19 protein-coding genes are annotated in these 19,751 nt (G+C 61.8%); 9 read left to right on the forward strand and 10 right to left on the reverse strand.

The features are described 5' to 3' along the window. Positions 1-227 precede the first annotated feature (227 nt). Entirely contained in the window at positions 228-1,304 is a 1,077-nt protein-coding gene (gene mtnA, locus L4G42_RS17515) for an S-methyl-5-thioribose-1-phosphate isomerase (protein ID WP_237253605.1), read from the reverse strand. Positions 1,305-1,469: 165 nt separating this feature from the next. Here mtnA and L4G42_RS17520 point away from each other — a divergent pair, with 165 nt between their 5' ends. From L4G42_RS17520 to L4G42_RS17540, 5 genes are all read left to right on the forward strand, one after another. Beyond that, positions 1,470-2,801, forward strand: coding sequence for a TRZ/ATZ family hydrolase (locus tag L4G42_RS17520; protein WP_237253606.1), 1,332 nt, complete (start codon positions 1,470-1,472; stop codon positions 2,799-2,801). Positions 2,802-2,868: 67 nt separating this feature from the next. Beyond that, positions 2,869-3,567: a bifunctional 2-polyprenyl-6-hydroxyphenol methylase/3-demethylubiquinol 3-O-methyltransferase UbiG gene (gene ubiG, locus L4G42_RS17525; protein WP_237253607.1), complete on the forward strand. Its 699-nt coding sequence runs from the start codon at positions 2,869-2,871 to the stop codon at positions 3,565-3,567. Between the two features lie 3 nt (positions 3,568-3,570). After that, complete coding sequence (mupP, locus tag L4G42_RS17530; protein WP_237253608.1) at positions 3,571-4,242, forward strand: N-acetylmuramic acid 6-phosphate phosphatase MupP; 672 nt, start codon at positions 3,571-3,573, stop codon at positions 4,240-4,242. Positions 4,243-4,299: 57 nt separating this feature from the next. After that, positions 4,300-5,055: a YciK family oxidoreductase gene (locus L4G42_RS17535; RefSeq protein ID WP_237253609.1), complete on the forward strand. Its 756-nt coding sequence runs from the start codon at positions 4,300-4,302 to the stop codon at positions 5,053-5,055. A gap of 278 nt (positions 5,056-5,333) precedes the next feature. Then, complete coding sequence (locus L4G42_RS17540; protein ID WP_237253610.1) at positions 5,334-6,260, forward strand: GGDEF domain-containing protein; 927 nt, start codon at positions 5,334-5,336, stop codon at positions 6,258-6,260. Positions 6,261-6,264: 4 nt separating this feature from the next. Here the strand turns inward: L4G42_RS17540 and L4G42_RS17545 are convergent, their stop codons facing one another. The 7 genes from L4G42_RS17545 to L4G42_RS17575 all read right to left on the reverse strand — a co-directional run bounded on the left by L4G42_RS17545 (position 6,265) and on the right by L4G42_RS17575 (position 14,428). Further along, positions 6,265-7,062 (reverse strand): iron-containing redox enzyme family protein, encoded by a 798-nt coding sequence (locus tag L4G42_RS17545; protein ID WP_237253611.1) that lies wholly within the window; start codon positions 7,060-7,062, stop codon positions 6,265-6,267. A 36-nt stretch (positions 7,063-7,098) separates the two neighbouring features. Beyond that, positions 7,099-9,570, reverse strand: a complete 2,472-nt coding sequence (locus L4G42_RS17550; RefSeq protein WP_237253612.1) for an EAL domain-containing protein — start codon at positions 9,568-9,570, stop codon at positions 7,099-7,101. Positions 9,571-9,841: 271 nt separating this feature from the next. Next, a complete protein-coding gene (locus tag L4G42_RS17555; RefSeq protein ID WP_237259909.1) occupies positions 9,842-11,728 on the reverse strand; it encodes an ABC transporter ATP-binding protein in 1,887 nt (628 codons plus the stop codon). After that, complete coding sequence (locus L4G42_RS17560) at positions 11,676-12,311, reverse strand: DsbA family protein (protein ID WP_237253614.1); 636 nt, start codon at positions 12,309-12,311, stop codon at positions 11,676-11,678. The genes L4G42_RS17555 and L4G42_RS17560 overlap by 53 nt, the downstream gene beginning before the upstream one ends. 3 nt (positions 12,312-12,314) lie before the next feature. After that, positions 12,315-13,307, reverse strand: coding sequence for an oxygen-dependent tRNA uridine(34) hydroxylase TrhO (gene trhO / locus L4G42_RS17565; RefSeq protein ID WP_237260976.1), 993 nt, complete (start codon positions 13,305-13,307; stop codon positions 12,315-12,317). A gap of 275 nt (positions 13,308-13,582) precedes the next feature. Then, positions 13,583-13,879, reverse strand: a complete 297-nt coding sequence (locus L4G42_RS17570; protein ID WP_237253616.1) for a BolA family protein — start codon at positions 13,877-13,879, stop codon at positions 13,583-13,585. A 12-nt stretch (positions 13,880-13,891) separates the two neighbouring features. Continuing rightward, positions 13,892-14,428: a DUF2059 domain-containing protein gene (locus L4G42_RS17575; RefSeq protein ID WP_065992947.1), complete on the reverse strand. Its 537-nt coding sequence runs from the start codon at positions 14,426-14,428 to the stop codon at positions 13,892-13,894. Between the two features lie 262 nt (positions 14,429-14,690). Here L4G42_RS17575 and L4G42_RS17580 point away from each other — a divergent pair, with 262 nt between their 5' ends. The 3 genes from L4G42_RS17580 (at position 14,691) to L4G42_RS17590 (ending at position 17,069) form a co-directional block, all read left to right on the forward strand. Continuing rightward, a complete protein-coding gene (locus L4G42_RS17580) occupies positions 14,691-16,085 on the forward strand; it encodes a class II fumarate hydratase (RefSeq protein ID WP_237253617.1) in 1,395 nt (464 codons plus the stop codon). Next, positions 16,078-16,692: an NAD(P)H-dependent oxidoreductase gene (locus tag L4G42_RS17585; protein WP_237253618.1), complete on the forward strand. Its 615-nt coding sequence runs from the start codon at positions 16,078-16,080 to the stop codon at positions 16,690-16,692. The genes L4G42_RS17580 and L4G42_RS17585 overlap by 8 nt, the downstream gene beginning before the upstream one ends. Before the next feature lie 155 nt (positions 16,693-16,847). Next, on the forward strand, positions 16,848-17,069 hold the full coding sequence (locus tag L4G42_RS17590) for a DUF6316 family protein (RefSeq protein ID WP_237253619.1): 222 nt from the start codon (positions 16,848-16,850) through the stop codon (positions 17,067-17,069). A gap of 12 nt (positions 17,070-17,081) precedes the next feature. On the opposite strand, the gene L4G42_RS17595 is transcribed toward L4G42_RS17590, so the two are convergent. Continuing rightward, positions 17,082-17,672: a tRNA-uridine aminocarboxypropyltransferase gene (locus tag L4G42_RS17595; RefSeq protein ID WP_237253620.1), complete on the reverse strand. Its 591-nt coding sequence runs from the start codon at positions 17,670-17,672 to the stop codon at positions 17,082-17,084. Positions 17,673-17,682: 10 nt separating this feature from the next. Further along, entirely contained in the window at positions 17,683-18,576 is an 894-nt protein-coding gene (locus L4G42_RS17600) for a LysR family transcriptional regulator (protein WP_065992937.1), read from the reverse strand. 165 nt (positions 18,577-18,741) lie between these two features. On the opposite strand from L4G42_RS17600, the gene speB reads away from it, so the two are divergent. Further along, positions 18,742-19,692 carry an agmatinase gene (gene speB, locus L4G42_RS17605; RefSeq protein WP_237253621.1) on the forward strand — a complete coding sequence of 317 codons (951 nt, stop codon included), beginning with the start codon at positions 18,742-18,744 and terminating at the stop codon, positions 19,690-19,692. The last annotated feature ends 59 nt before the right edge of the window (positions 19,693-19,751 follow it).

Below are 19,751 nucleotides of genomic sequence, written 5' to 3' on the forward strand. Positions count from 1 at the left end.
TCAGGCAACGACTTACGACAAATCAGCGAGTTATGCCATGAATGTGCGCAGTCATAAGGGCCGCCATGCGCCCCTTTGGAAACCGCCGGATGGTACCACAATCGCCGTCAGGCACGAAGTGTTTGCAGGCGCCGCGAACAAGCCATTTCGCCAGCAGACGCCTGAGAAGCGCTCACAGAGCCCGATAGCGCGTTTGGCGACGAACGGCATTATCGGCTGCGGGGTGATCAATGCAGGCGTTTGCGGCACATCAACAGGGCCATTTTTGCCGTATCAGGGCGTTCGACGATGCCCTTCTCGGTGACGATGGCGTCGATGAGATCGGCGGGCGTCACGTCGAATACCGGGTTGAAGGCGTCGACTTCGGCACCCACGCGCTTGCCACTGACCTCCAGCAATTCGCGGCCGTCGCGTTCTTCGATGGGGATGTCGTCGCCACTGGCCAGGTTCATGTCGATGGTCGAGCTCGGCGCCACCACCATGAAGCGCACGCCGTGGTGCATCGCCGCGACCGCCAACTGGTAGGTGCCGATCTTGTTGGCGACGTCGCCGTTGGCGGTGATGCGGTCGGCGCCGACGATGACCCAGGTGATGCCTTTGGTTTTCATCAGGTGCGCGGCCGCGGAGTCGGCGTTGAGGGTGACCGGAATGCCTTCGTTAACCAGCTCCCACGCGGTCAGACGGGAGCCCTGCAGCCAGGGCCGGGTTTCGTCGGCGTAGACGCGCTCGATCATGCCTTCCAGATGTGCCGCGCGAATAACGCCAAGCGCCGTACCAAAGCCGCCTGTGGCCAGCGCGCCGGTGTTGCAGTGGGTCAGCACGGTCTGCAGATTGCCCTGGTGCTTGCGAATCAGCTCGGCACCCAGTTGCGCCATGGTCAGGTTGGCTTCGCGGTCGCTCAAATGAATGGCCACGGCTTCGGCTTCCATGACCTTCAGCGGATCTTCGTGATCCTTCAGGCGATACAGGCGCTCGCGCATGCGGTTGAGCGCCCAGAACAGGTTGACCGCTGTTGGCCGGGAATTGGCCAGCAGGTCGAAGTCTTCTTCCAGGGCCATTTGCCAGTCGCCGCCTTCGGCCAGACGATCAATGACCGCCAATACGATGCCGTAGGCCGCACTGATGCCGATGGCCGGCGCGCCGCGCACCACCATCGTGCGAATGGCTTCGGCCACGCCTTCAGCTGTGGTGTAGGGATGCCAGGTTTCTTCGAAGGGCAAGACCCGCTGATCGAGCAGATACAACGTGCCGTCCCGCCAATCGATGGCCTTTACCTTCTCCGCAGCCAGTAATCGATCGCGCATTGCACACCCCACTTGATGAATTTTTTGAAAAGCTTGCCGCCACAGCGACGGTGCAAAGAAGCAAATCGCCAGCACCTTAAAAAGCCGCCGATTATAGCGAGCCGCCTGGGAAGACGCTCGGGTATACTTCGCCGTCACCGTAATAAGCCACTGGATGCCTGCCCCATGCCCCATTCCGCTGCCCCGCTCGACCTGTTGTTGCTGCCGGACTGGCTGGTACCGGTCGAACCCGCGGGCGTTGTGTTGCAACAGCACGGGATCGGCATTCGCGACGGCCTGATCGCTTACATCGGCCCGCGTGCCGAGGCCCTGCGCCAGCCGGCCATTGAAGTGCGCGAGCTGCCTGGCATGCTGCTCAGCCCCGGGCTGATCAACGCCCACGGCCACGCGGCGATGACGCTGTTCCGCGGCCTGGCGGACGATCTGCCGCTGATGACCTGGCTGCAGGACCATATCTGGCCGGCCGAGGCGAAATGGGTCGATGAGGATTTCGTCCGCGACGGCACCGATCTGGCCATCGCCGAACAGTTGAAGGGCGGCATCACCTGCTTCTCCGACATGTATTTCTTTCCGAAGGTCGCCTGCGAGCGGGTGCACAACAGTGGCATTCGCGCACAGATCACCGTGCCGGTGCTGGACTTCCCGATACCCGGCGCGCGCAACAGCGACGAATCCCTGCACATCGGCATCGAGCTGTTCAACGATCTGGCCCACCACGACCGCATCAAGATCGCCATGGGGCCCCACGCGCCTTATACCGTCAGCGACGAGAACCTGGAGAAGATTCGGGTCATCGCCGATGAGCTGGACGCGATGATCCAGATGCACGTTCACGAAACCGCCTTTGAAGTGCACGAGGCCGTTCAGCAACGCCAGGAACGCCCCCTCGCGCGGCTGCAGCGCCTGGGCCTGCTGGGCCCGCGCTTCCAGGCGGTGCACATGACCCAGATCAGCGATGACGACCTGGCGATGCTGGTCGAAAGCAACTCCAGCGTCATTCACTGCCCTGAATCGAACCTGAAGCTGGCCAGCGGCTTCTGCCCGGTCGAGCGCCTGTGGCAGGCCGGGGTCAACGTCGCCATCGGCACCGACGGCGCAGCCAGCAACAACGACCTGGACCTGCTCGGCGAAACCCGCACCGCCGCGCTGCTGGCGAAAGCCGTTGCCGGCTCGGCCACCGCGCTGGACGCCCATCGTGCGCTGCGCATGGCCACGCTGAATGGCGCCCGCGCCATGGGCATCGACGATCACACCGGCTCGCTGCAAATCGGCAAGGCCGCCGACATGGTCGCATTCGACCTCTCCGGCCTTGCGCAGCAGCCGGTCTACGATCCGGTGTCACAACTTATTTATGCAACGGGTCGCGACTGCGTGACGCACGTCTGGGTCGCCGGCAAGCAGTTGCTGCAGGACAAACGCCTGACCCGCATGGACGAAGAAGCGCTGACCCGAACCGCCAAAGCCTGGGGCAACCGCATCTCGGCAGCCAAAGCCTGACCCATTGAGCGCCGCCACGGTCAGATACCGTGGCCGGACACCGAATTCAAGTTTTAGAGGATCACACATGAGCAACGTCGACCACGCCGAAATCGCCAAATTCGAGGCCCTCGCCCATCGCTGGTGGGACCGCAACAGCGAATTCAAGCCGCTCCATGACATCAATCCGCTGCGGGTGAACTGGATTGACGAGCGCGTGAATCTGGCTGGCAAGAAGGTGCTCGACGTCGGCTGCGGCGGCGGCATCCTGAGCGAGGCCATGGCCTTGCGCGGTGCCGGCGTGACCGGCATTGACATGGGCGAAGCGCCGCTCGCCGTGGCGCGGCTGCATCAGCTGGAATCCGGCGTCAGCGTCGAATACCGGCAGATCACCGCCGAAGCGCTGGCCGAAGAAATGCCCGAGCAGTTCGATGTCGTGACCTGCCTGGAAATGCTTGAGCACGTGCCGGACCCGTCGTCGGTCATTCGCGCCTGCTACAAGATGGTCAAGCCGGGCGGTCAGGTGTTTTTCTCCACCATCAACCGCAACCCGAAGGCGTATCTGTTCGCGATCATCGGCGCCGAATACATCATGAACCTGCTGCCGCGCGGCACCCATGACTTCAAGAAATTCATCCGCCCTTCCGAGCTGGGCGCGTGGAGCCGCGATGCCGGGCTGCAGGTCAAGGACATCATCGGCCTGACCTACAACCCGCTGACCAAGCACTACAAGCTGGCGTCCGACGTCGACGTCAATTACATGATCCAGACACTGCGGGGAGTCTGAGCCATGCGCCTGAGGGCAGTTCTCTTCGACATGGACGGCACGCTGCTCGACACCGCGCCGGACTTCATCGCGATCTGCCAGGCAATGCTGGCCGAACGCGGCCTCCCGCGGGTCGACGACAAGCTGATTCGCGACGAGATTTCCGGCGGTGCCAGGGCGATGGTCTCGGCGGCGTTTGCGATATCTCCTGAAGCGGCGGAATTCGAGGCGCTGCGCCTGGAATTTCTGGCGCGCTACCAGACCGATTGCGCGGTGCACAGCACGCTGTTCGACGGCATGGCCGAGTTACTGGCCGACATCGAGAAAGCCAACCTGATCTGGGGCGTGGTCACCAACAAACCGGTGCGTTTCGCTCAGCCGATCATGGAGCAACTGGGCTTGTCGGAGCGTTCTGCCGTGCTGATCTGCCCGGACCACGTGACCAAGAGCAAACCCGACCCGGAGCCGCTGCTGCTGGCCTGCAAGATGCTCGATCTGGACCCGGCGAGCGTGCTGTTCGTGGGCGATGACCTGCGTGACATCGAATCCGGTCGCGACGCTGGCACCAAGACCGCCGCCGTGCGCTACGGCTACATCCATCCCCAGGACAACCCTGATCACTGGGGCGCGGACGTGGTGGTGAATCACCCGCTGGAGCTGCGCCGGGTGCTGGACGATGCGCTGTGCAGCTGCTGATCGCTCATCAGCGCAGTTCGGCATAACCCAGCGCTTTACATATACAAAGGAGCCCGCATGTTCAATTACTCCGCCCGCCCCGACCTGCTCAAGGATCGGGTGATTCTGGTCACCGGCGCCGGCCGTGGCATTGGCGCCGCTGCCGCGAGAACCTACGCCGCCCACGGCGCGACGGTCTTGCTGCTGGGCCGGACCGAAGTGAATCTGAGCGCGCTGTATGACGAGATTGAAGCCGCCGGGCATCCGCAGCCGGTGGTCATCCCGCTCGATCTCGAGACCGCCCTGCCCCATCAATACGACGAACTCGCCGCGATGATCGAAGCGGAGTTCGGCCGGCTCGATGGCGTGTTGCACAACGCCTCGATCATCGGCCCGCGCACGCCGATCGAGCAGCTCACCGGCGAGCAGTTCATGCAGGTGATGCACATCAACGTCAACGCCACCTTCATGCTGACCACCGCGTTGCTGCCGCTGCTCAAGCTCTCGGGTGACGCGTCCATCGCCTTCACCTCCAGCAGCGTCGGCCGCAAAGGCCGCGCGTATTGGGGCGCCTATGGCGTGTCCAAGTTCGCCACCGAAGGGCTGATGCAGACGCTGGCCGATGAAATCGATGGGCTTGGGTCGCTACGCGCCAACAGTATCAATCCGGGCGCAACCCGCACCGACATGCGCGCCCAGGCGTATCCGGCGGAAGATCCGACCAACAACCCGACGCCGGAAGAGATCATGCCGGTGTACCTGTACCTGATGGGCCCGGACAGCAAAGGCATCAACGGACAGGCACTGGATGCGCAAACCCGTCGACCGGCGTGAAAGTGGCAAACCTATGAGGGGAGTGTCCGAATCGCGCGCTCCCTCAACTGAATATCAGACCGCGCCGGACACCCTCCACTCGGCAGTTTCCCGCCGCATCCTGTAACCGAATGCCGTCAGAATCGATACGTTAGTCAAATCCAAGGCGCGGAAAGGTACCGAACCTGTCACAATCCGCCGCAACTTATTGATTGACAATACGTTTATCGCAGGCATCCGAATTGGCACGAGTTTCGCTCTCTCCATTTCAAGCCCGTTAGAGGCGAAGGAGCGGAACCATGAGTTTTCCAACCACCACCCATGCCATAGATTTCGACAGCGCCCGGCTGCGACGCCATGGTTTCGCGCCGCCGCACAGCCTCGTCCGACCTGCCCTCGATTACGGGCAGCTGAGGCGTCAGCTCGATCTGCAACTGCAGACCAGCCTCGAAGCGGACAAGATCCTGTCGATGCTTTTCCAGAGCGTTCAGCAACTCATCCCGCTGAATGCCCTCAGCTACAAACACCTGCCTACCGATCTGCGCCTGGAACTGGGCGAACGCGCCCGTCACAACGCCACGTACAGCATGACCCATGAAGGCGAGCAGCTGGGCGAGCTGTCGTTTCAGCGCGATCACCGTTTCGGCGAGCATGAGCTGGAGCAACTCGAATCGTTGCTGTCGAGCTTGCTGTATCCCCTGCGCAATGCCCTGCTGTACCGTCACGCCAGCCTGAGTGCGTTGCGTGACCCGCTGACCGGCGCCGGTAACCGGATCGCCATGGAGCAGTCGCTCATTCGGGAGTTCGAGATCGCACGCCGCCAGCAGCAACCGCTGTCGGTGCTGATGCTCGACATCGACCATTTCAAAGGCATCAACGACACCCACGGCCATGCCACGGGCGACGAAGTGCTGCGGGCGGTGACCAATGTGGTCAAGGACCGGCTGCGCAATATCGATCAAGTGTTCAGATTTGGCGGTGAGGAGTTTCTCATCGTGCTGACCAATACCAGTCGTGAGTCAGCCGCGCTGGTGGGCGAACGCCTTCGCAGTGCGGCACTGCAACTCACTTATCCGCTGATAGGACGACCTCTGGATCTGACCGTCAGCCTCGGTTGCTCAACGCTGCTGCCGGGCGAATCGTCCGACAGCATGTTGCGCCGTGCCGACACGGCCCTTTACGCCGCCAAGCGCAAGGGCCGCAACCGCCTGGAAATGGCGGGCTGACTGATCAGGCGCGGGCGGCGATCCGGTGTTCACGGACCGTGCCGTTACCTTCCTGCGATCGTTCCAGCGTCATGCACCGCTCAAGGAACAGGAACATGTACTCGTAGCTCTTGCAGACCGCCATTCGCAGGTCGCTCTGCAATTGCTCGGTGGGGTTGTTGCCGGCCAGGGTGCAGATGATTTCCAGCGCTTCCCAAGGGTGGGAATCGTCGTACTGCGCATGCATCTTCAGCCACTTCATCGCCCGCTTTCGGGTGTCCGGCGGGAACATGTCCGCGTAGGTGTCCTGGGAGCAGACAACGGCCGACCATTCGCCGGTGGCGCCCTCGATGGCGTAGTTGGTCGCCGCGATCGCCACCACCAGCGAATCTGACGAACAGCTGTGCCAGCACCAGTGATTCAACGCATGAAGTTCCGACGGCACGCGCTGCGCCTGCAAGTCTTCCAGCATCACCCCGTGGGCGGCGCTCCAGTTGACCCAGTAATCGGCGTGGTTGAGTTCGACCCGAATGTTGCGCATCAACCATCGTCGCGCCATGTCTTCACCCGGGTGTCGGGCGAATCGGGTTTTGGTCAGGTTATGCGCCATATAGACCGCGAACTGTTCGACGACCGGCCATCCACCAATCAGGTACTGGCGCATGGTCTTAGAACTGAGCCGCCCGTCACGCATGCGTTGATAAAGTTCATGCCCTACCACCTTGGCCTTGGCGTCACTGCAATCGTCTATCAATTGCTGTGCCCAAGCGGGGTAACTGCTGGCATCCATCAGCGGACCGGTTCTAATGAACATATCGATCACTGTGTAGCTCCTTATGTGAGTTGCTAAATGGTGTGTTCAGCGAAAAGTCCCGGGAGCGCTGAACAACAGTGGGGTCTGCCTCGCGGGCCGTGCGTGCAGACATTCACAGGTGAATAATTGCGGTCGCTCGATAACGTAACCCTGAGCGTAGTCCACACCGATTTCCATTAACGCCTGCTCAATCTGGGGGCTCTCGACGAACTCGGCGATCGTCTGTTTGCCCATCACGTGCCCGATATGGTTGATCACTTCCACCATCGCCCGGTTAACCGGATCGTCGAGCATGTCTTTTACGAAACTGCCATCAATCTTCAGGAAGTCCACAGGCAAGTGCTTCAAGTAAGCGAATGACGACATGCCTGCACAGAAGTCATCCAGAGAGAAACGGCATCCCAGACTTTTAAGTTCATTGATGAACCGAATGGCGCTGCCCAGATTGGCGATCGCACTGGTTTCGGTGATTTCAAAACAGATAAGTTCAGGGGGTATTGCGTAGATCTGGAACTGCTGTCGCAAATACTCAAGAAACGCGTCGTCGCCAATACTGGTCCCGGACAGGTTGATCGCACACACCGCCATTGGCCCTTTGCCGTGTCCGGACTTGAGACAGTCGGCGATGATCATGAAGACGTGCTGCACGACCCAGCGGTCCAGGGTGGTCATCATGCCGTAGCGCTCGGCGGCGGGGATGAAACTGTCAGGCAGGATCATGCGCCCGGACTCATCGCGCAGCCGCAGCAGTATCTCGATATGGCCGTGGCCGTGGCCTTGCTCGGCGTTGCGGCCCAGTGCTGCGATTTCCTGGGAATACAGGCAGAAGCGGTTGTCTTCGAGGGCCATGTGCAGGCGCTGAATCCAGGCCATTTCGCCAAAGCGGGTGGACAGATCGGAGTCGTCGTCGTGGTAGACCTGAACCCGGTTGCGGCCTTTTTCCTTGGCCATGTAGCAGGCCATGTCCGCCGCGCGCAGCGAAGCCTCGAGGGTGGTCGGGACCTCGTCGATGTGCACCAGGCCGATGCTGACCGTGGTAACAAACGGCCGGCCTTTCCAGACAAAGTGCAGGCTTTCCACGGTTTGGCGCAGGCTTTCGGCCACCCGCTCGGCGGCCTCCGGTGCGCAGTGTTCAAGAAGGATGCCGAACTCGTCACCGCCCAGACGCGCCAGCGTGTCGCCTTCGCGCACGCCTTGTTGGAGCAGCGTGCAGATGTGCCGCAGCATTTCATCACCCGCCGCGTGACCGCTGGTGTCGTTGACCAGCTTGAACTGATCGAGGTCGAGGAACATCAACGCATGCCTCGCCGGCTGCCCGGCCAGGCTGTTGAGGGCCAGTTCCAGGCGGTATTCGAACTCACGGCGATTGGTCAGTCCGGTGAGGGCATCGTGGGTCGCTTGCCAGGACAGGTTGGCGATGTACTGACGCTCCTGGGTCATGTCATGCAACACCAGCACCGCGCCACTGACCTTGCCTTCGGTGCGGATCGGCGAGCCGACCAGCGCGACCGAAACGGTGCTGCCGTCCAGGCGCTGAATCAGTCTTGAGCTTTCACTGCCGCCGCCCAGATTGCCGCTGAGCATGCGCTCGATGAGGGTCGAGGTGTCTTTCTGGTCATTCTCGTCGAGCAGGCTGAACAGCGCGGCCAGCGGCAGACCGGCCGCCTGCTCGTTTTTCCAGTGGGTCATGAGCTCGGCGGCGGGGTTCATGTAGACGATGGAGCCGTCGACATCGGTGGTGATGACGCCGTCACCGATGGACTCCAGGGTGATCTGCGCGCGCTCTTTTTCCATCTGCAGCGCAATTGCAAAGGCGTGGCGCTGCTCCAGCAGTTTATGGGTGCGCAGCAGCGCAAGGATGATCAGGCAGACCGCCGTGGCAAGGTTGACCACCAGCAGAATCCGCAGGATGACCCGCGAGCCCTCGCCCAGCGCGTCGCTGAAGGCCATGGCAGCGGGCGTGACGCCTTCGTTGATGGCGCTGATGCGCTGGCGCCAGCCCAGGACATCACTGTTGGTGACGTTGCCTTCTTGAATCCGCGCGTGCATTTCCCGGGCGACTTCATCGAGCTGCACCAGGTAGTTGTCACCGACCTTCCACAGGTCAATGGCCTTTTCCAGGTAGCTGAAGTGCTGGAAGTTCAGGTAGAGCCAGATAATGCTCTGCGCATCGTCGGGATGGTTACCACCCTGCAGAATTCCTGCAGTGGCGCGCGCGATGTCGGGAACCGGCTGATCCATCGCCAGGCGCAAGTCATGCCCGCCCTGGGGAATGGCAATCGCTTTCTGGTATTTCAGGTAATTGATGTCGTCGCGGCTGTTGGCGTACATATTCAGATAGTAGATGGCGTCTTTCTGGCCCTTCGACCACAGGCTCTCACCGCCAATGTAGCTGCGGACTGCGGACATCATGTACAGGCTGACGCAGCCGAGCAGTGCCTGTAACAGCACGACAGCGATAAATGGCCAGACGATGCCCAGAAGACGAGGCTTCTCGAGAATCCGCTTTTGCTTCATGGTGTCCCTTTCATCAGCACTGCCAGAAACTCAGCCCCCCCACGCCAGGCAACCTTCCTGGAGCCTGAGAGACTTCGCTAATTTCCACGACGCAGCAGACAATCTCTCACATCTTTTACAAGACGTAACCAGCCAATTGGATGCGAAGACGTAAATATGACGCTTTTCACACTTACGGTGAGCGTCGAGGCAAAGCATAGCCCAAGGATTGACGTGTTCCAGTGGCGATACGCCATTTCAGCATGGCGCCCCGAAACCCCGTCGGGCTGTGTTACACCTGTTGCAGATGTCCGTAAAGCCTAGCGTACAGCCCGCCGTCTGCAATCAATTGTTGATGATCACCATCTTCGGCGATGCGCCCGCCATCGAACACCAGCACACGGTCCGCCTGTTTAACCGCCGAAAGTCGGTGGGCGATGATCAGGGTCGTGCGGCCACTGAGAAAACGGTTCAGGGCCTGGTGCAGGTTGTACTCGGTGGCGGCATCCAGCGCAGAGGTGGCCTCGTCGAGAATCACCACCTTGGGGTCGGCCAGCACCATGCGCGCGATCGCCAGCCTCTGGCGCTGGCCGCCGGACAGGCGAACCCCCGAACGCCCGACCACGCTGTCCAGCCCCAGGGGCAGCGCGCGGATCGTCGCATCCATTTGAGCGATTTCCAGCGCCTGCCAGCAGGCTTTGTCATCTTGCTCGCGGCCCATCAGCAGGTTGGCGCGGACGGTGTCGTTGAACAGCGCCGGGTGCTGCAACACCACGGCGACGTTCTCGCGAACGGTGTCCAGGCCTATCTCCTGCAAGCTTGAACCACCGAAACGAATGACCCCTGATTTGGTGGTGTACAGCCCAAGCAGCAACTGGACGAGGGTGCTTTTGCCGCCGCCGCTGGCCCCCACGATCGCGACTTTTTCGCCCGGTTTGATCGACAGGTCCAGCTGATCGAGGACCCACTCGTCGTTGTAGCCGAAGCTCAAGCCGCGCACGTCGATGCTGACCGTCTGCCGACCCACGAACGGATTGGTTTGCCCTGAGTACTGCGGCTCGTCCGCGCGGGCCAGCAGCTCGTTGATCCGGGTCAGTGCGCCGCCGGCCGCGTAGTAGGCGTACTGCAGATTCAATAACTGTTCGACCGGCCCGATCATGAACCACAGGTAGCTGAACACCGCGAGCATGTGGCCGATGGACAGGTCGGAGAACAGCACCGTGAGCATGGCGGCAGCGCGGAAAATGTCGATGCCGAACTGGAACAGCAAACCGCTGGCCCGGCCGGAGGCGTCGCTTTTCCACTGGGATGACACCGCGTAATCGCGCACTTCCCGGGCGCGCAGGCCGAGCAATCCGAGGAAATAGCCCTGACGGTTACTGGCACGGATCTCCTGAATGGCGTCGAGGGTTTCGGTGAGCGCCTGGGTGAAGCGCGAGGTGCTGTCGTTTTCCAGTTTCTTGAGGTGTTTGACGCGCTTGCCGAGCTTCACCGTGGCGAACACCACCAGCGGGTTGAACAGCAGGATCAGCAGCGCCAGTTGCCAGTGCATCCACATCAGGATGGCAGCGGTGCCCGTGAGGGTGAGCATCGCCACGAGGAACTTGCTCAGCGTCTCGCCGACGAATTTGTCCACGGTGTCCAGATCAGTCACCAGATGCGCGGTGACCGTGCCGCTGCCCAGGCTCTCGTATTCGCTCAGCGAGATGCGCTTGAGCCGCTCGATCAGGCGCGTGCGGATGCGATAGACAATGTCCTTGGCCAGCCCGGCGAAAAACCGCGCCTGAATCACGTTGAACACCAGCGCGCCCAGGCGCAGGCACAGTGTCGCGACCAGCATCAGGCCGATGTAGCCAACGGGTTTGTGCAGGCTGTCGGGCAAAAACTGATTCATGAAGATCAGCGCCGAATTGCCTTTGCTCAACAGCACTTCATCGACCAGCAAGGGCAGCAGCAGCGGGATCGGCACCGAGCAGAGCACCGCCAGGACAGCGACGCCATTGGCCACCCACAGCGCCTTTTTATGCTGCAGAGCGAGGCGCCTGATCTGCGCCCAGTTCAGGCGATCAACGGCAGGACGTTCATTAGCCGATGCGGCGGGGTTGCGGTGTTCCAGGTCGGGGACTTCAGGCACTGGCGTTGCGCTCCAGCCAGCGACCCAGCAAGGGCCCGAGGACATCGAGGGATTGATAGCCGTTGGTCAGCAGCGCCAGTTGGCCGTTGTGCTCGGCGAGCAGGGTCGGAAACCCGGCAATGCCGAGGTCCTGAACCCAGGAGAAATCCGACGCGGTCGCGGTGTGCTGCTCGACGCTGTCGAAGGCTTCGGCGAACTCGATGCGCGGCAAGCCGGCTTTTTCGGCCAGCTCGGCCAGCACCGAGCCGTGGGTGACGTCGCGACCGTGAAGGTAAAAGGCTTGCTGGATTTCTTTGACCAGCCGCCAGGCGACGTCCGGCGCCAGGCTGCGCGCCGCGACAATGGCCCTGCAGGCAGGCGCGGTGTCGTAGACGAAACCGTCGGGCAAGGCGCCGTCAAAACGGAACGTCTGACCCGTGGCCTCGTGCACCGCTTGCCAGTGTTCGAGAATGTAGCGTTTGGTCGCCGGTTCCAGCGCCGCGCCACTGCCGGTGCGCAATCCGCCCACCACCAGATGCAACGGCACCCCCGCCGCGCCCGCCTGCTCGACCAATGCTTCGGCCACCGGAGAAAACCCCCAGCACCAGGAACACATCGGGTCCATCACGTACAGCAGGCGGGTGGACATGGCTCAGGCCTCGTTGCCTAGGGTTTCAACAGCAGCGGTGTCAATGGCAGCCGCTTCAACGTCGAGCGCACGGTAATTGCGACCGATCGGGTGCGGCTGATTGCGCGCCTTCGCCAGTTCAATCTGCTTTTGCCGGTCGATGGCGCTGCGGCGGGTTTTCTCGCTCAGCGAATCCCAGCAGTGCGGGCAACTGACGCCGGGCGAATAATGCTCGCTGGCCCGGTCTTCGGCGCTGATCGGCGTGCGACAGGCATGACATTGATCGTAGTCGCCTTCGGTCAGGTCGTGGCGGACGGTGACGCGATTGTCGAACACGAAGCAGTCGCCCTGCCAGCGGGTTTCTTCCTGGGGCACTTCTTCCAGGTATTTGAGAATGCCGCCCTTGAGGTGATAGACCTCTTCGAACCCTTCACCGAGCATGTAGCTGGATGCCTTCTCACAGCGAATGCCGCCGGTGCAGAACATCGCGACCTTCTTGTGCTTCGCCGGATCGAAATGGGCTTTGATGTAGTCCGGAAACTCACGGAATGAAGTGGTCTTGGGATCAATCGCGCCTTCGAAAGTGCCGATCGACACCTCGTAATCGTTGCGCGTGTCGATCAGCAGCACTTCGGGGTCGGCGATCAGCGCGTTCCAGTCCTTGGGGTCGACGTAGGTGCCAACGGCCTTGTTCGGGTCAACGCCCGGCACGCCCAAGGTCACGATCTCTTTCTTGAGTTTGACCTTGGTTCGATAGAACGGCTGGTCGTCGCAGTACGATTCCTTGTGATCGATATCGACCATGCGCGGGTCTTTCTTCAACCAGGCCATCAAGCCGTCGATGCCCTCGCGGCTGCCGGAGACCGTGCCGTTGATGCCTTCTTCAGCGATCAGCAAGGTGCCTTTGATGCCGTTGTCAACCATCGCCTGCAGCAGTGGCTCGCGCAGTGCGACGTAATCGGAAAGGGTGACGAATTTGTACAGCGCCGCGACGACGATGGGTGCGGGTTGGGTCATGTGGCGTCTCCAGGTGGTGACCCTCGCAAAGGGCCTACCGGGTGAATGATTCAGATGAACGCGCGCCGACCGGGCAGCGCGGCGCGGATTCTATCAAGAATCGACGGCGGGCAGGCAGGGTGGTGATCAGCGGGGATGAGGTGGGATCATCAAGCAGTTAGCAGTTACAACCAACCTGTAGGAGCGCGCTTGCCCGCGATCACGGAGTGTCAGACATCGAGATGTCCCAGACAAATCGCATTCGTGGGCAAGCGCGCTCCTACAAAGGTCGCACGTCAGTCGTGCCCACCCGCACAGGTCGGGGAAGACGGCGCAGCGCCGAGCTTCGCCCATTCTTCCGGGGTGTAGGTGTGCAGTGCCAAAGCGTGGAACTCACCCATCAGGCCACCGAGCAGGCCGTAGACCTTCTGGTGACGCTTGACCGCGTTGAGGCCAGCGAAGTGCTCGCTGACCACCACCGCCTTGTAGTGAGTGTCCGTGCCGCGACTGTGCATGTGGCTTTCGTTGAGCACCTGAAGGTACTCGGGCTGAAAGACCGTCAACGCGGATTCGATTCGCTGTTGCATGCTCATGTCAGGCTTCGCTTATGGCTTTTTGGCAGGAGCGGCCGGTGCAGCAGGCTTGGCGCCGGCCGGGGTCAGTTCCTTGGTCATGTCGGCGAGCAGCTTGTTGACCACAGGCACCGCGCTTTCCAGTTTGCTCTGGGTCAGCTGGAACGACTGCTGGCTGATCTGCGGCATCTTGGCCTGGACTTTCTGGCCCAGTGGCGACTGGTAGAAGGCAACCAGGTCTTTCAGCTCGCTTTCAGTGAAGTTGGAGGTGTACAGCTTGACCATGTCAGGCTGCAGTTTTGGCCAGCTGATCACCTGATCCAGCGCGGCATTGGCTTTGCCCTGATAGGTTTCGAGCGTGGCTTGCTTGGACGCAGGCGCTTTGGTTTCAGCGAAACGCTGAGCGAACATCTGCTGGACTTGCATGTAGACCGGCGCACCCAGTTGATCGGCGTGAGCCAGTTTGAGGAACGCTACAGCACTGGCTTCATGGCTGGCGGTGTCGGCAAGAACCTGGCCGCTGGCACATACCAGAGCAACCGCAGCACAAATGGCACGAAGACGGGTCATCGAGTTTCCTTATCTAGCAGGCGAGGCAGAACCCCAAGGCCGGCCATTCTGCGCCCCTTTGCGCATTTCCCTCAACCCCCGACCCTACGAGCGGTTGTCCCGGGGACGTGACGCACTCGCCCATACGAAGGTTTAGGGCGACCGGCCCGGGCCTTTTGTCGCACACTGTCCGCACCTGTTCCGACCGCACAGCAGCCACGGGGAACCCCACCGGCTCCCCCGGTTACTAAACTGCGCAAATCGATCTTAAGGAGAGAGTCCAGTGAGCCGTACCGAAACCGACAGCATAGGTCCGATCGAAGTCCCCGAAGACGCTTACTGGGGGGCGCAGACGCAACGCTCTCTGATCAATTTCGCCATTGGCCAGGAGCGCATGCCCCTGCCGGTATTGCACGCGCTGGCGCTGATCAAAAAAGCCGCCGCGCGGGTCAACAACCGCAACGGCGACTTGCCCACTGACATCGCCAACCTGATCGAGCAGTCCGCCGACGAGGTGCTGCAAGGTCAGCTCGACGACCAGTTTCCCCTGGTGGTCTGGCAGACCGGCAGCGGCACGCAAAGCAACATGAACGTCAACGAAGTCATCGCCGGCCGTGCCAACGAACTGGCGGGTGGAGTTCGCGGCGGCAAGTCGCCGGTTCACCCCAACGATCACGTCAATCGCTCGCAAAGCTCCAACGACTGCTTCCCCACCGCCATGCATATTGCCGCCGTGCAAGCGGTGAAAGAGCAACTGCTGCCGGCGATCGCCGAACTGTCCAGCGGCCTTGCCGAGCAGTCCTCGCGCCACATGAAGCTGGTGAAAACCGGCCGTACGCACATGATGGACGCCACGCCGATCACTTTCGGTCAGGAGCTCTCGGCGTACGTCGCTCAGCTCGATTACGCCGAAAAAAGCATTCGCGCCGCACTGCCGGCCGTGTGTGAGCTGGCCCAGGGCGGTACTGCCGTCGGCACCGGTCTGAACTCGCCCCACGGATTCGCCGAAGCGGTGGCCGCCGAACTGGCTGCGCTGTCCGGCCTGCCCTTCGTCACCGCGCCGAACAAGTTTGCCGCGCTGGCCGGCCATGAGCCGCTGACCGCGCTGTCCGGCGCGCTGAAAACCCTCGCCGTGACCCTGATGAAGATCGCCAACGACCTGCGCCTGCTCGGTTCCGGCCCTCGCGCCGGCCTGGCTGAAGTCAGGTTGCCGGCCAACGAACCGGGCAGCTCGATCATGCCGGGCAAGGTCAACCCGACCCAGTGCGAAGCGCTGTCAATGCTGGCCTGTCAGGTCATGGGCAACGACACCACGATCACCTTCGCCGCCAGTCAGGGCCACCTGCAACTGAACGTGTTCAAGCCGGTGATCATCCACAACCTGCTGCAATCGATCCGATTGCTGGGCGATGGCTGCCGCAACTTCAACGAGCACTGCATTGCCGGCATGGAGCCGGATGCCGCCAAGATGGCCGAGCATCTGGAACGCGGCCTGATGCTGGTGACCGCGCTGAACCCGCACATCGGCTACGACAAATCGGCGCAGATCGCCAAGAAAGCCTACAGCGAAGGCCTGACCCTGCGCGAAGCGGCGCTGCAACTGGGTTTCCTCACCGACGCCGAGTTCGACGCCTGGGTGCGCCCGGAAAAAATGCTCGAGGCCGGCAGCAATGGCTGAACCCATCAGCGGCGCGACGCCACTGGAAGGCTACGGCAAACGCATTCTGATGATCATCGGCACGCCAAAAAGCATCAGCCTCGGCCACGCGCTGGGTGAGGCGTATGCCCAGGGCGCGCGCAGCAAAGGTCATGTGGTGCGGGTGCTCAAGCTTGATGAAATGGATTTCGACCCGGTGCTGCGCGGTGGCTACGAATCCGCCCAGACGCTGGAACACGATCTGCTTGAAGCCCAGCGCGAGGTGCACTGGGCGCAGCATCTGGTGTTCGTGTATCCCGTCTGGTGGGGCGGTTTGCCGAGCCTGCTCGGTGGATTCTTCGACCGGGTGTTCATGCCCGGTTTTGCCTTCAAGGCCCATGGCAGGCACCACCCTTCCAATGAACTGCTGAAGGGCCGGACAGCGGAGTTGCTGGTGACGATGGACACCCCGTCGCGCTATTTCCGCTGGGTATTCAAAGCCCCGGCCCATCGGCAGATGGTCAGAACGATCCTTGAATTCTGTGGGATCAAGACCACACGTCTGACGGAGTTCTCGCCGGTGCGCACCTCCACCGAAGAGCAGCGTCAGCAGTGGATTCGCCAGGCCGAGGCGCTGGGGAAGCGCTGAGATCTGACGCCCGCACTGCCAGGAATGAGGTGCGGGCTTGCAAGTTGATGGAACCGTTAAGAACGCTACTATTCAAATGCTCTGACTTACACCACCGCGACGCCTTGTCGCCTATCCAGATCACTCGCGTACCGACTCAAAGCCCGGAGAAGGCCATGTTAAGCAAGCGTGAACAAGATCCAGCCCCCACCGTGCGTTTTCGCAGCGACCGCGTTTCCCGTGTCAATGGGCTGTATTTCTTCAGCACCCGGGAAAATACCCTGGAAGGCCCGTTCATGAGCAAGGAAGACGCCGCACGGGAAACCGAGGCCTATATCCGTCGCATGCAGGCGGCCAGCCCTTATCAATCGGGCATGCCCTCCTCGCTGAACGGCTGATTTAAACCGCCTTTAGGAATGATTGCGGCGAAAGGTTTCCTCGCCCATTGCTGCGATCTGCCCGTCGATCAGCGCATCGAATGGACGCAACAAGCCGTCGAATGACGCCTCCGGCTCCAGCGTGTGCAGCGCATGGGCGATGGCCTCCAGTGTCGACAACGCATCGGGACCTGGCGCTTTGCGGAGCCGATAGCGTGACGGCGGCGCGTTCGTCAGCACGACCCTGGGCAACGCCGCCAGCGAGGGATTGAGGTGCAGCAACTTGCGCGCCTTGCGCCAGGTGCCATCGGGTACGACGAGCAGCAGCGGCACGTCGTCGCAACTGCAGGCTGTCAGCGCAACGGCCTTCTCTCCCGGAAACAGCAAACACGCCCGGTAACCGGGCCGGCTTAGCCACTGCGCCAGATCCTCGAACACCTCCCCCACGTGCAACTCCGCATTCTCCAGGCCAAGGGCCGCGAGGCGCGCCGTGTTGAGCGCGTGATTGACTTCGCTGGGATGCTGCAGGATCAACACACGCGTCCGACTGCCCAGTGCGGGAATCAGCGCACACAGGCAATGATCGGTGGGACGCAGGCAGCGTTCGCAGCGGGCACGGGACATCGTCGGTTTCCTACAGTGGATTGAGCTGCGCTTTCAGCAGATCGCGAAAGGTCTGAATCAGCGGCTCACGGCTGCGCCCGCGGCGCAGGATCATCGAAAACGGCGCCTGATAGCCAAAGGTCGCCGGCAGCAAGACGCGCAAGTGCCCGGAATCCACCCACGACTGCGCGTAATGTTCAGGCAAATAACCGATGTAGGCGCCGGACAGCACCAGAATCAGCTGCGCTTCCATACTCTCGACGGTCGCGGCGCTGTGCTTGAAACCGTGACGGGCGAGTTCGGCCTGGCTCCAATAGCCGCGTCCGACCATACGTTGTTGGGTGATGACCGGTTCTGGAATACGCCGTTCGGCATACAGCGCGTGGCGATTGCTGCAGTACAGCCAGTGCTGCTCGCGGTACAGCGGCTGATAGAGCAGGCCGTTCATGCGGGTGGAGAACGATCCGATCGCCAGGTCCAGCCGGTTGTCCAGCACGCCCAGTTGCAGTTCATAAGGACTCATCACGGCGAGGTGCAAATGCACGGCCGGATGCTCCGCACTGTAAGCGCCGATTACTTCCGCAAATGGCAAGGCGCGATCACTGACCGTCGAGTCCAGCACACCGAGGTTGAGCGTACCGCGCAGCTCGCCCTTGAGCGCAGCGGCGTAGAGTTCGAAGCCTTCCAGCTCGCCGAGCAGGCGCAGGGTTTCCTGATGAAACAGCTCCCCCTTGCTGGTCAGGCTGAAGCCGCCGCGCCCGCGATGACACAGCACGATGCCCAACGCGGCTTCGAGCTGGCTCATGTAGGTGCTGATCGCCGACGTCGACAGATTGAGTTCTTGCTGGGCGCTGGCAAAGCCCTGATGGCGCACGACGCAGGCGAAGATGCGCAGCAATTTGAGGTCGGGGAGCGCGCTGGGCATGGTCATTCCAGGGTGGGTTTGCCGGCAGCTTACCCGATACTTCAGGAATATCTGAACTAAGTATTTCGCGTGGCCGATTGTTCACGGCAGGCCCGGTCAACAGAATCGGGGCCATGCCGGAAGCCCGCTTCCGCCCCTTTTGATTACCACCGATGAGGCATTCCCGTGGACAAGATTTTCCATCAACCACTGGGCGGCAACGAAATGCCGCGCTTCGCCGGCATCGCCACCATGATGCGCCTGCCGCACCTGCAAACGGCGGCCGGTCTGGATGCCGCCTTCGTTGGCGTGCCGCTGGACATCGGCACGTCCCTGCGCGCCGGCACCCGTTTTGGCCCGCGGGAAATCCGCGCCGAATCGGTCATGATTCGCCCCTACAACATGGCCACCGGCGCCGCCCCTTTCGATTCGCTGTCAGTGGCGGACATCGGCGATGTAGCGATCAACACGTTCAATCTGCTGGATGCCGTGCGCATCATTGAAGAGGCCTACGACGGCTTCCTCGAGCACGACATCATCCCGCTGACCCTCGGCGGCGATCACACCATCACGCTGCCGATCCTGCGCGCCATGAAGAAGAAACACGGCAAGGTCGGGTTGGTGCACATCGACGCCCATGCGGACGTCAACGATCACATGTTCGGCGAGAAGATTGCCCACGGCACTACCTTTCGCCGTGCGGTGGAGGAAGGTCTGCTGGATTGCGATCGCGTGGTGCAGATCGGTTTGCGCGCCCAGGGTTATACCGCCGAGGACTTCAACTGGAGCCGCAAGCAGGGTTTCCGGGTGGTCCAGGCCGAGGAATGCTGGCACAAGTCGCTGGCGCCGCTGATGGCCGAAGTGCGCGAGAAGGTGGTGGGCGGTCCGGTGTACCTGAGTTTCGACATCGACGGCATCGACCCGGCCTGGGCACCTGGCACAGGCACACCAGAGATCGGCGGGCTGACGACGATTCAGGCGATCGAGATCATTCGTGGGTGCCAGGGGCTTGATTTGATTGGCTGCGACCTTGTTGAAGTCTCGCCGCCGTATGACACCACCGGCAACACCTCGTTGCTGGGCGCGAACCTGCTCTACGAAATGCTCTGTGTGCTGCCGGGCGTGGCACACCGCTGACCGCCCTTAGTAGGACCGGCTTTAGCCGGGAAGAGGCCAGTGCGCGCGGTCCCGATTTG

This window comes from Pseudomonas petrae, from assembly GCF_021728295.1.
Taxonomy (GTDB): Bacteria; Pseudomonadota; Gammaproteobacteria; order Pseudomonadales; family Pseudomonadaceae; genus Aquipseudomonas; species Aquipseudomonas petrae.

Bases quoted from the DNA above. Each gene is read 5' to 3' on its own strand.
- mtnA (WP_237253605.1), bottom strand. From the start codon at position 1,304: ATGCGCGATCGATTACTGGCTGCGGAGAAGGTAAAGGCCATCGATTGG.
- L4G42_RS17520 (WP_237253606.1), top strand. From the start codon at position 1,470: ATGCCCCATTCCGCTGCCCCGCTCGACCTGTTGTTGCTGCCGGACTGG.
- ubiG (WP_237253607.1), top strand. From the start codon at position 2,869: ATGAGCAACGTCGACCACGCCGAAATCGCCAAATTCGAGGCCCTCGCC.
- mupP (WP_237253608.1), top strand. From the start codon at position 3,571: ATGCGCCTGAGGGCAGTTCTCTTCGACATGGACGGCACGCTGCTCGAC.
- L4G42_RS17535 (WP_237253609.1), top strand. From the start codon at position 4,300: ATGTTCAATTACTCCGCCCGCCCCGACCTGCTCAAGGATCGGGTGATT.
- L4G42_RS17540 (WP_237253610.1), top strand. From the start codon at position 5,334: ATGAGTTTTCCAACCACCACCCATGCCATAGATTTCGACAGCGCCCGG.
- L4G42_RS17550 (WP_237253612.1), bottom strand. From the start codon at position 9,570: ATGAAGCAAAAGCGGATTCTCGAGAAGCCTCGTCTTCTGGGCATCGTC.
- L4G42_RS17555 (WP_237259909.1), bottom strand. From the start codon at position 11,728: ATGTCCTCGGGCCCTTGCTGGGTCGCTGGCTGGAGCGCAACGCCAGTG.
- L4G42_RS17560 (WP_237253614.1), bottom strand. From the start codon at position 12,311: ATGTCCACCCGCCTGCTGTACGTGATGGACCCGATGTGTTCCTGGTGC.
- trhO (WP_237260976.1), bottom strand. From the start codon at position 13,307: ATGACCCAACCCGCACCCATCGTCGTCGCGGCGCTGTACAAATTCGTC.
- L4G42_RS17570 (WP_237253616.1), bottom strand. From the start codon at position 13,879: ATGAGCATGCAACAGCGAATCGAATCCGCGTTGACGGTCTTTCAGCCC.
- L4G42_RS17575 (WP_065992947.1), bottom strand. From the start codon at position 14,428: ATGACCCGTCTTCGTGCCATTTGTGCTGCGGTTGCTCTGGTATGTGCC.
- L4G42_RS17585 (WP_237253618.1), top strand. From the start codon at position 16,078: ATGGCTGAACCCATCAGCGGCGCGACGCCACTGGAAGGCTACGGCAAA.
- L4G42_RS17590 (WP_237253619.1), top strand. From the start codon at position 16,848: ATGTTAAGCAAGCGTGAACAAGATCCAGCCCCCACCGTGCGTTTTCGC.
- L4G42_RS17595 (WP_237253620.1), bottom strand. From the start codon at position 17,672: ATGTCCCGTGCCCGCTGCGAACGCTGCCTGCGTCCCACCGATCATTGC.
- L4G42_RS17600 (WP_065992937.1), bottom strand. From the start codon at position 18,576: ATGCCCAGCGCGCTCCCCGACCTCAAATTGCTGCGCATCTTCGCCTGC.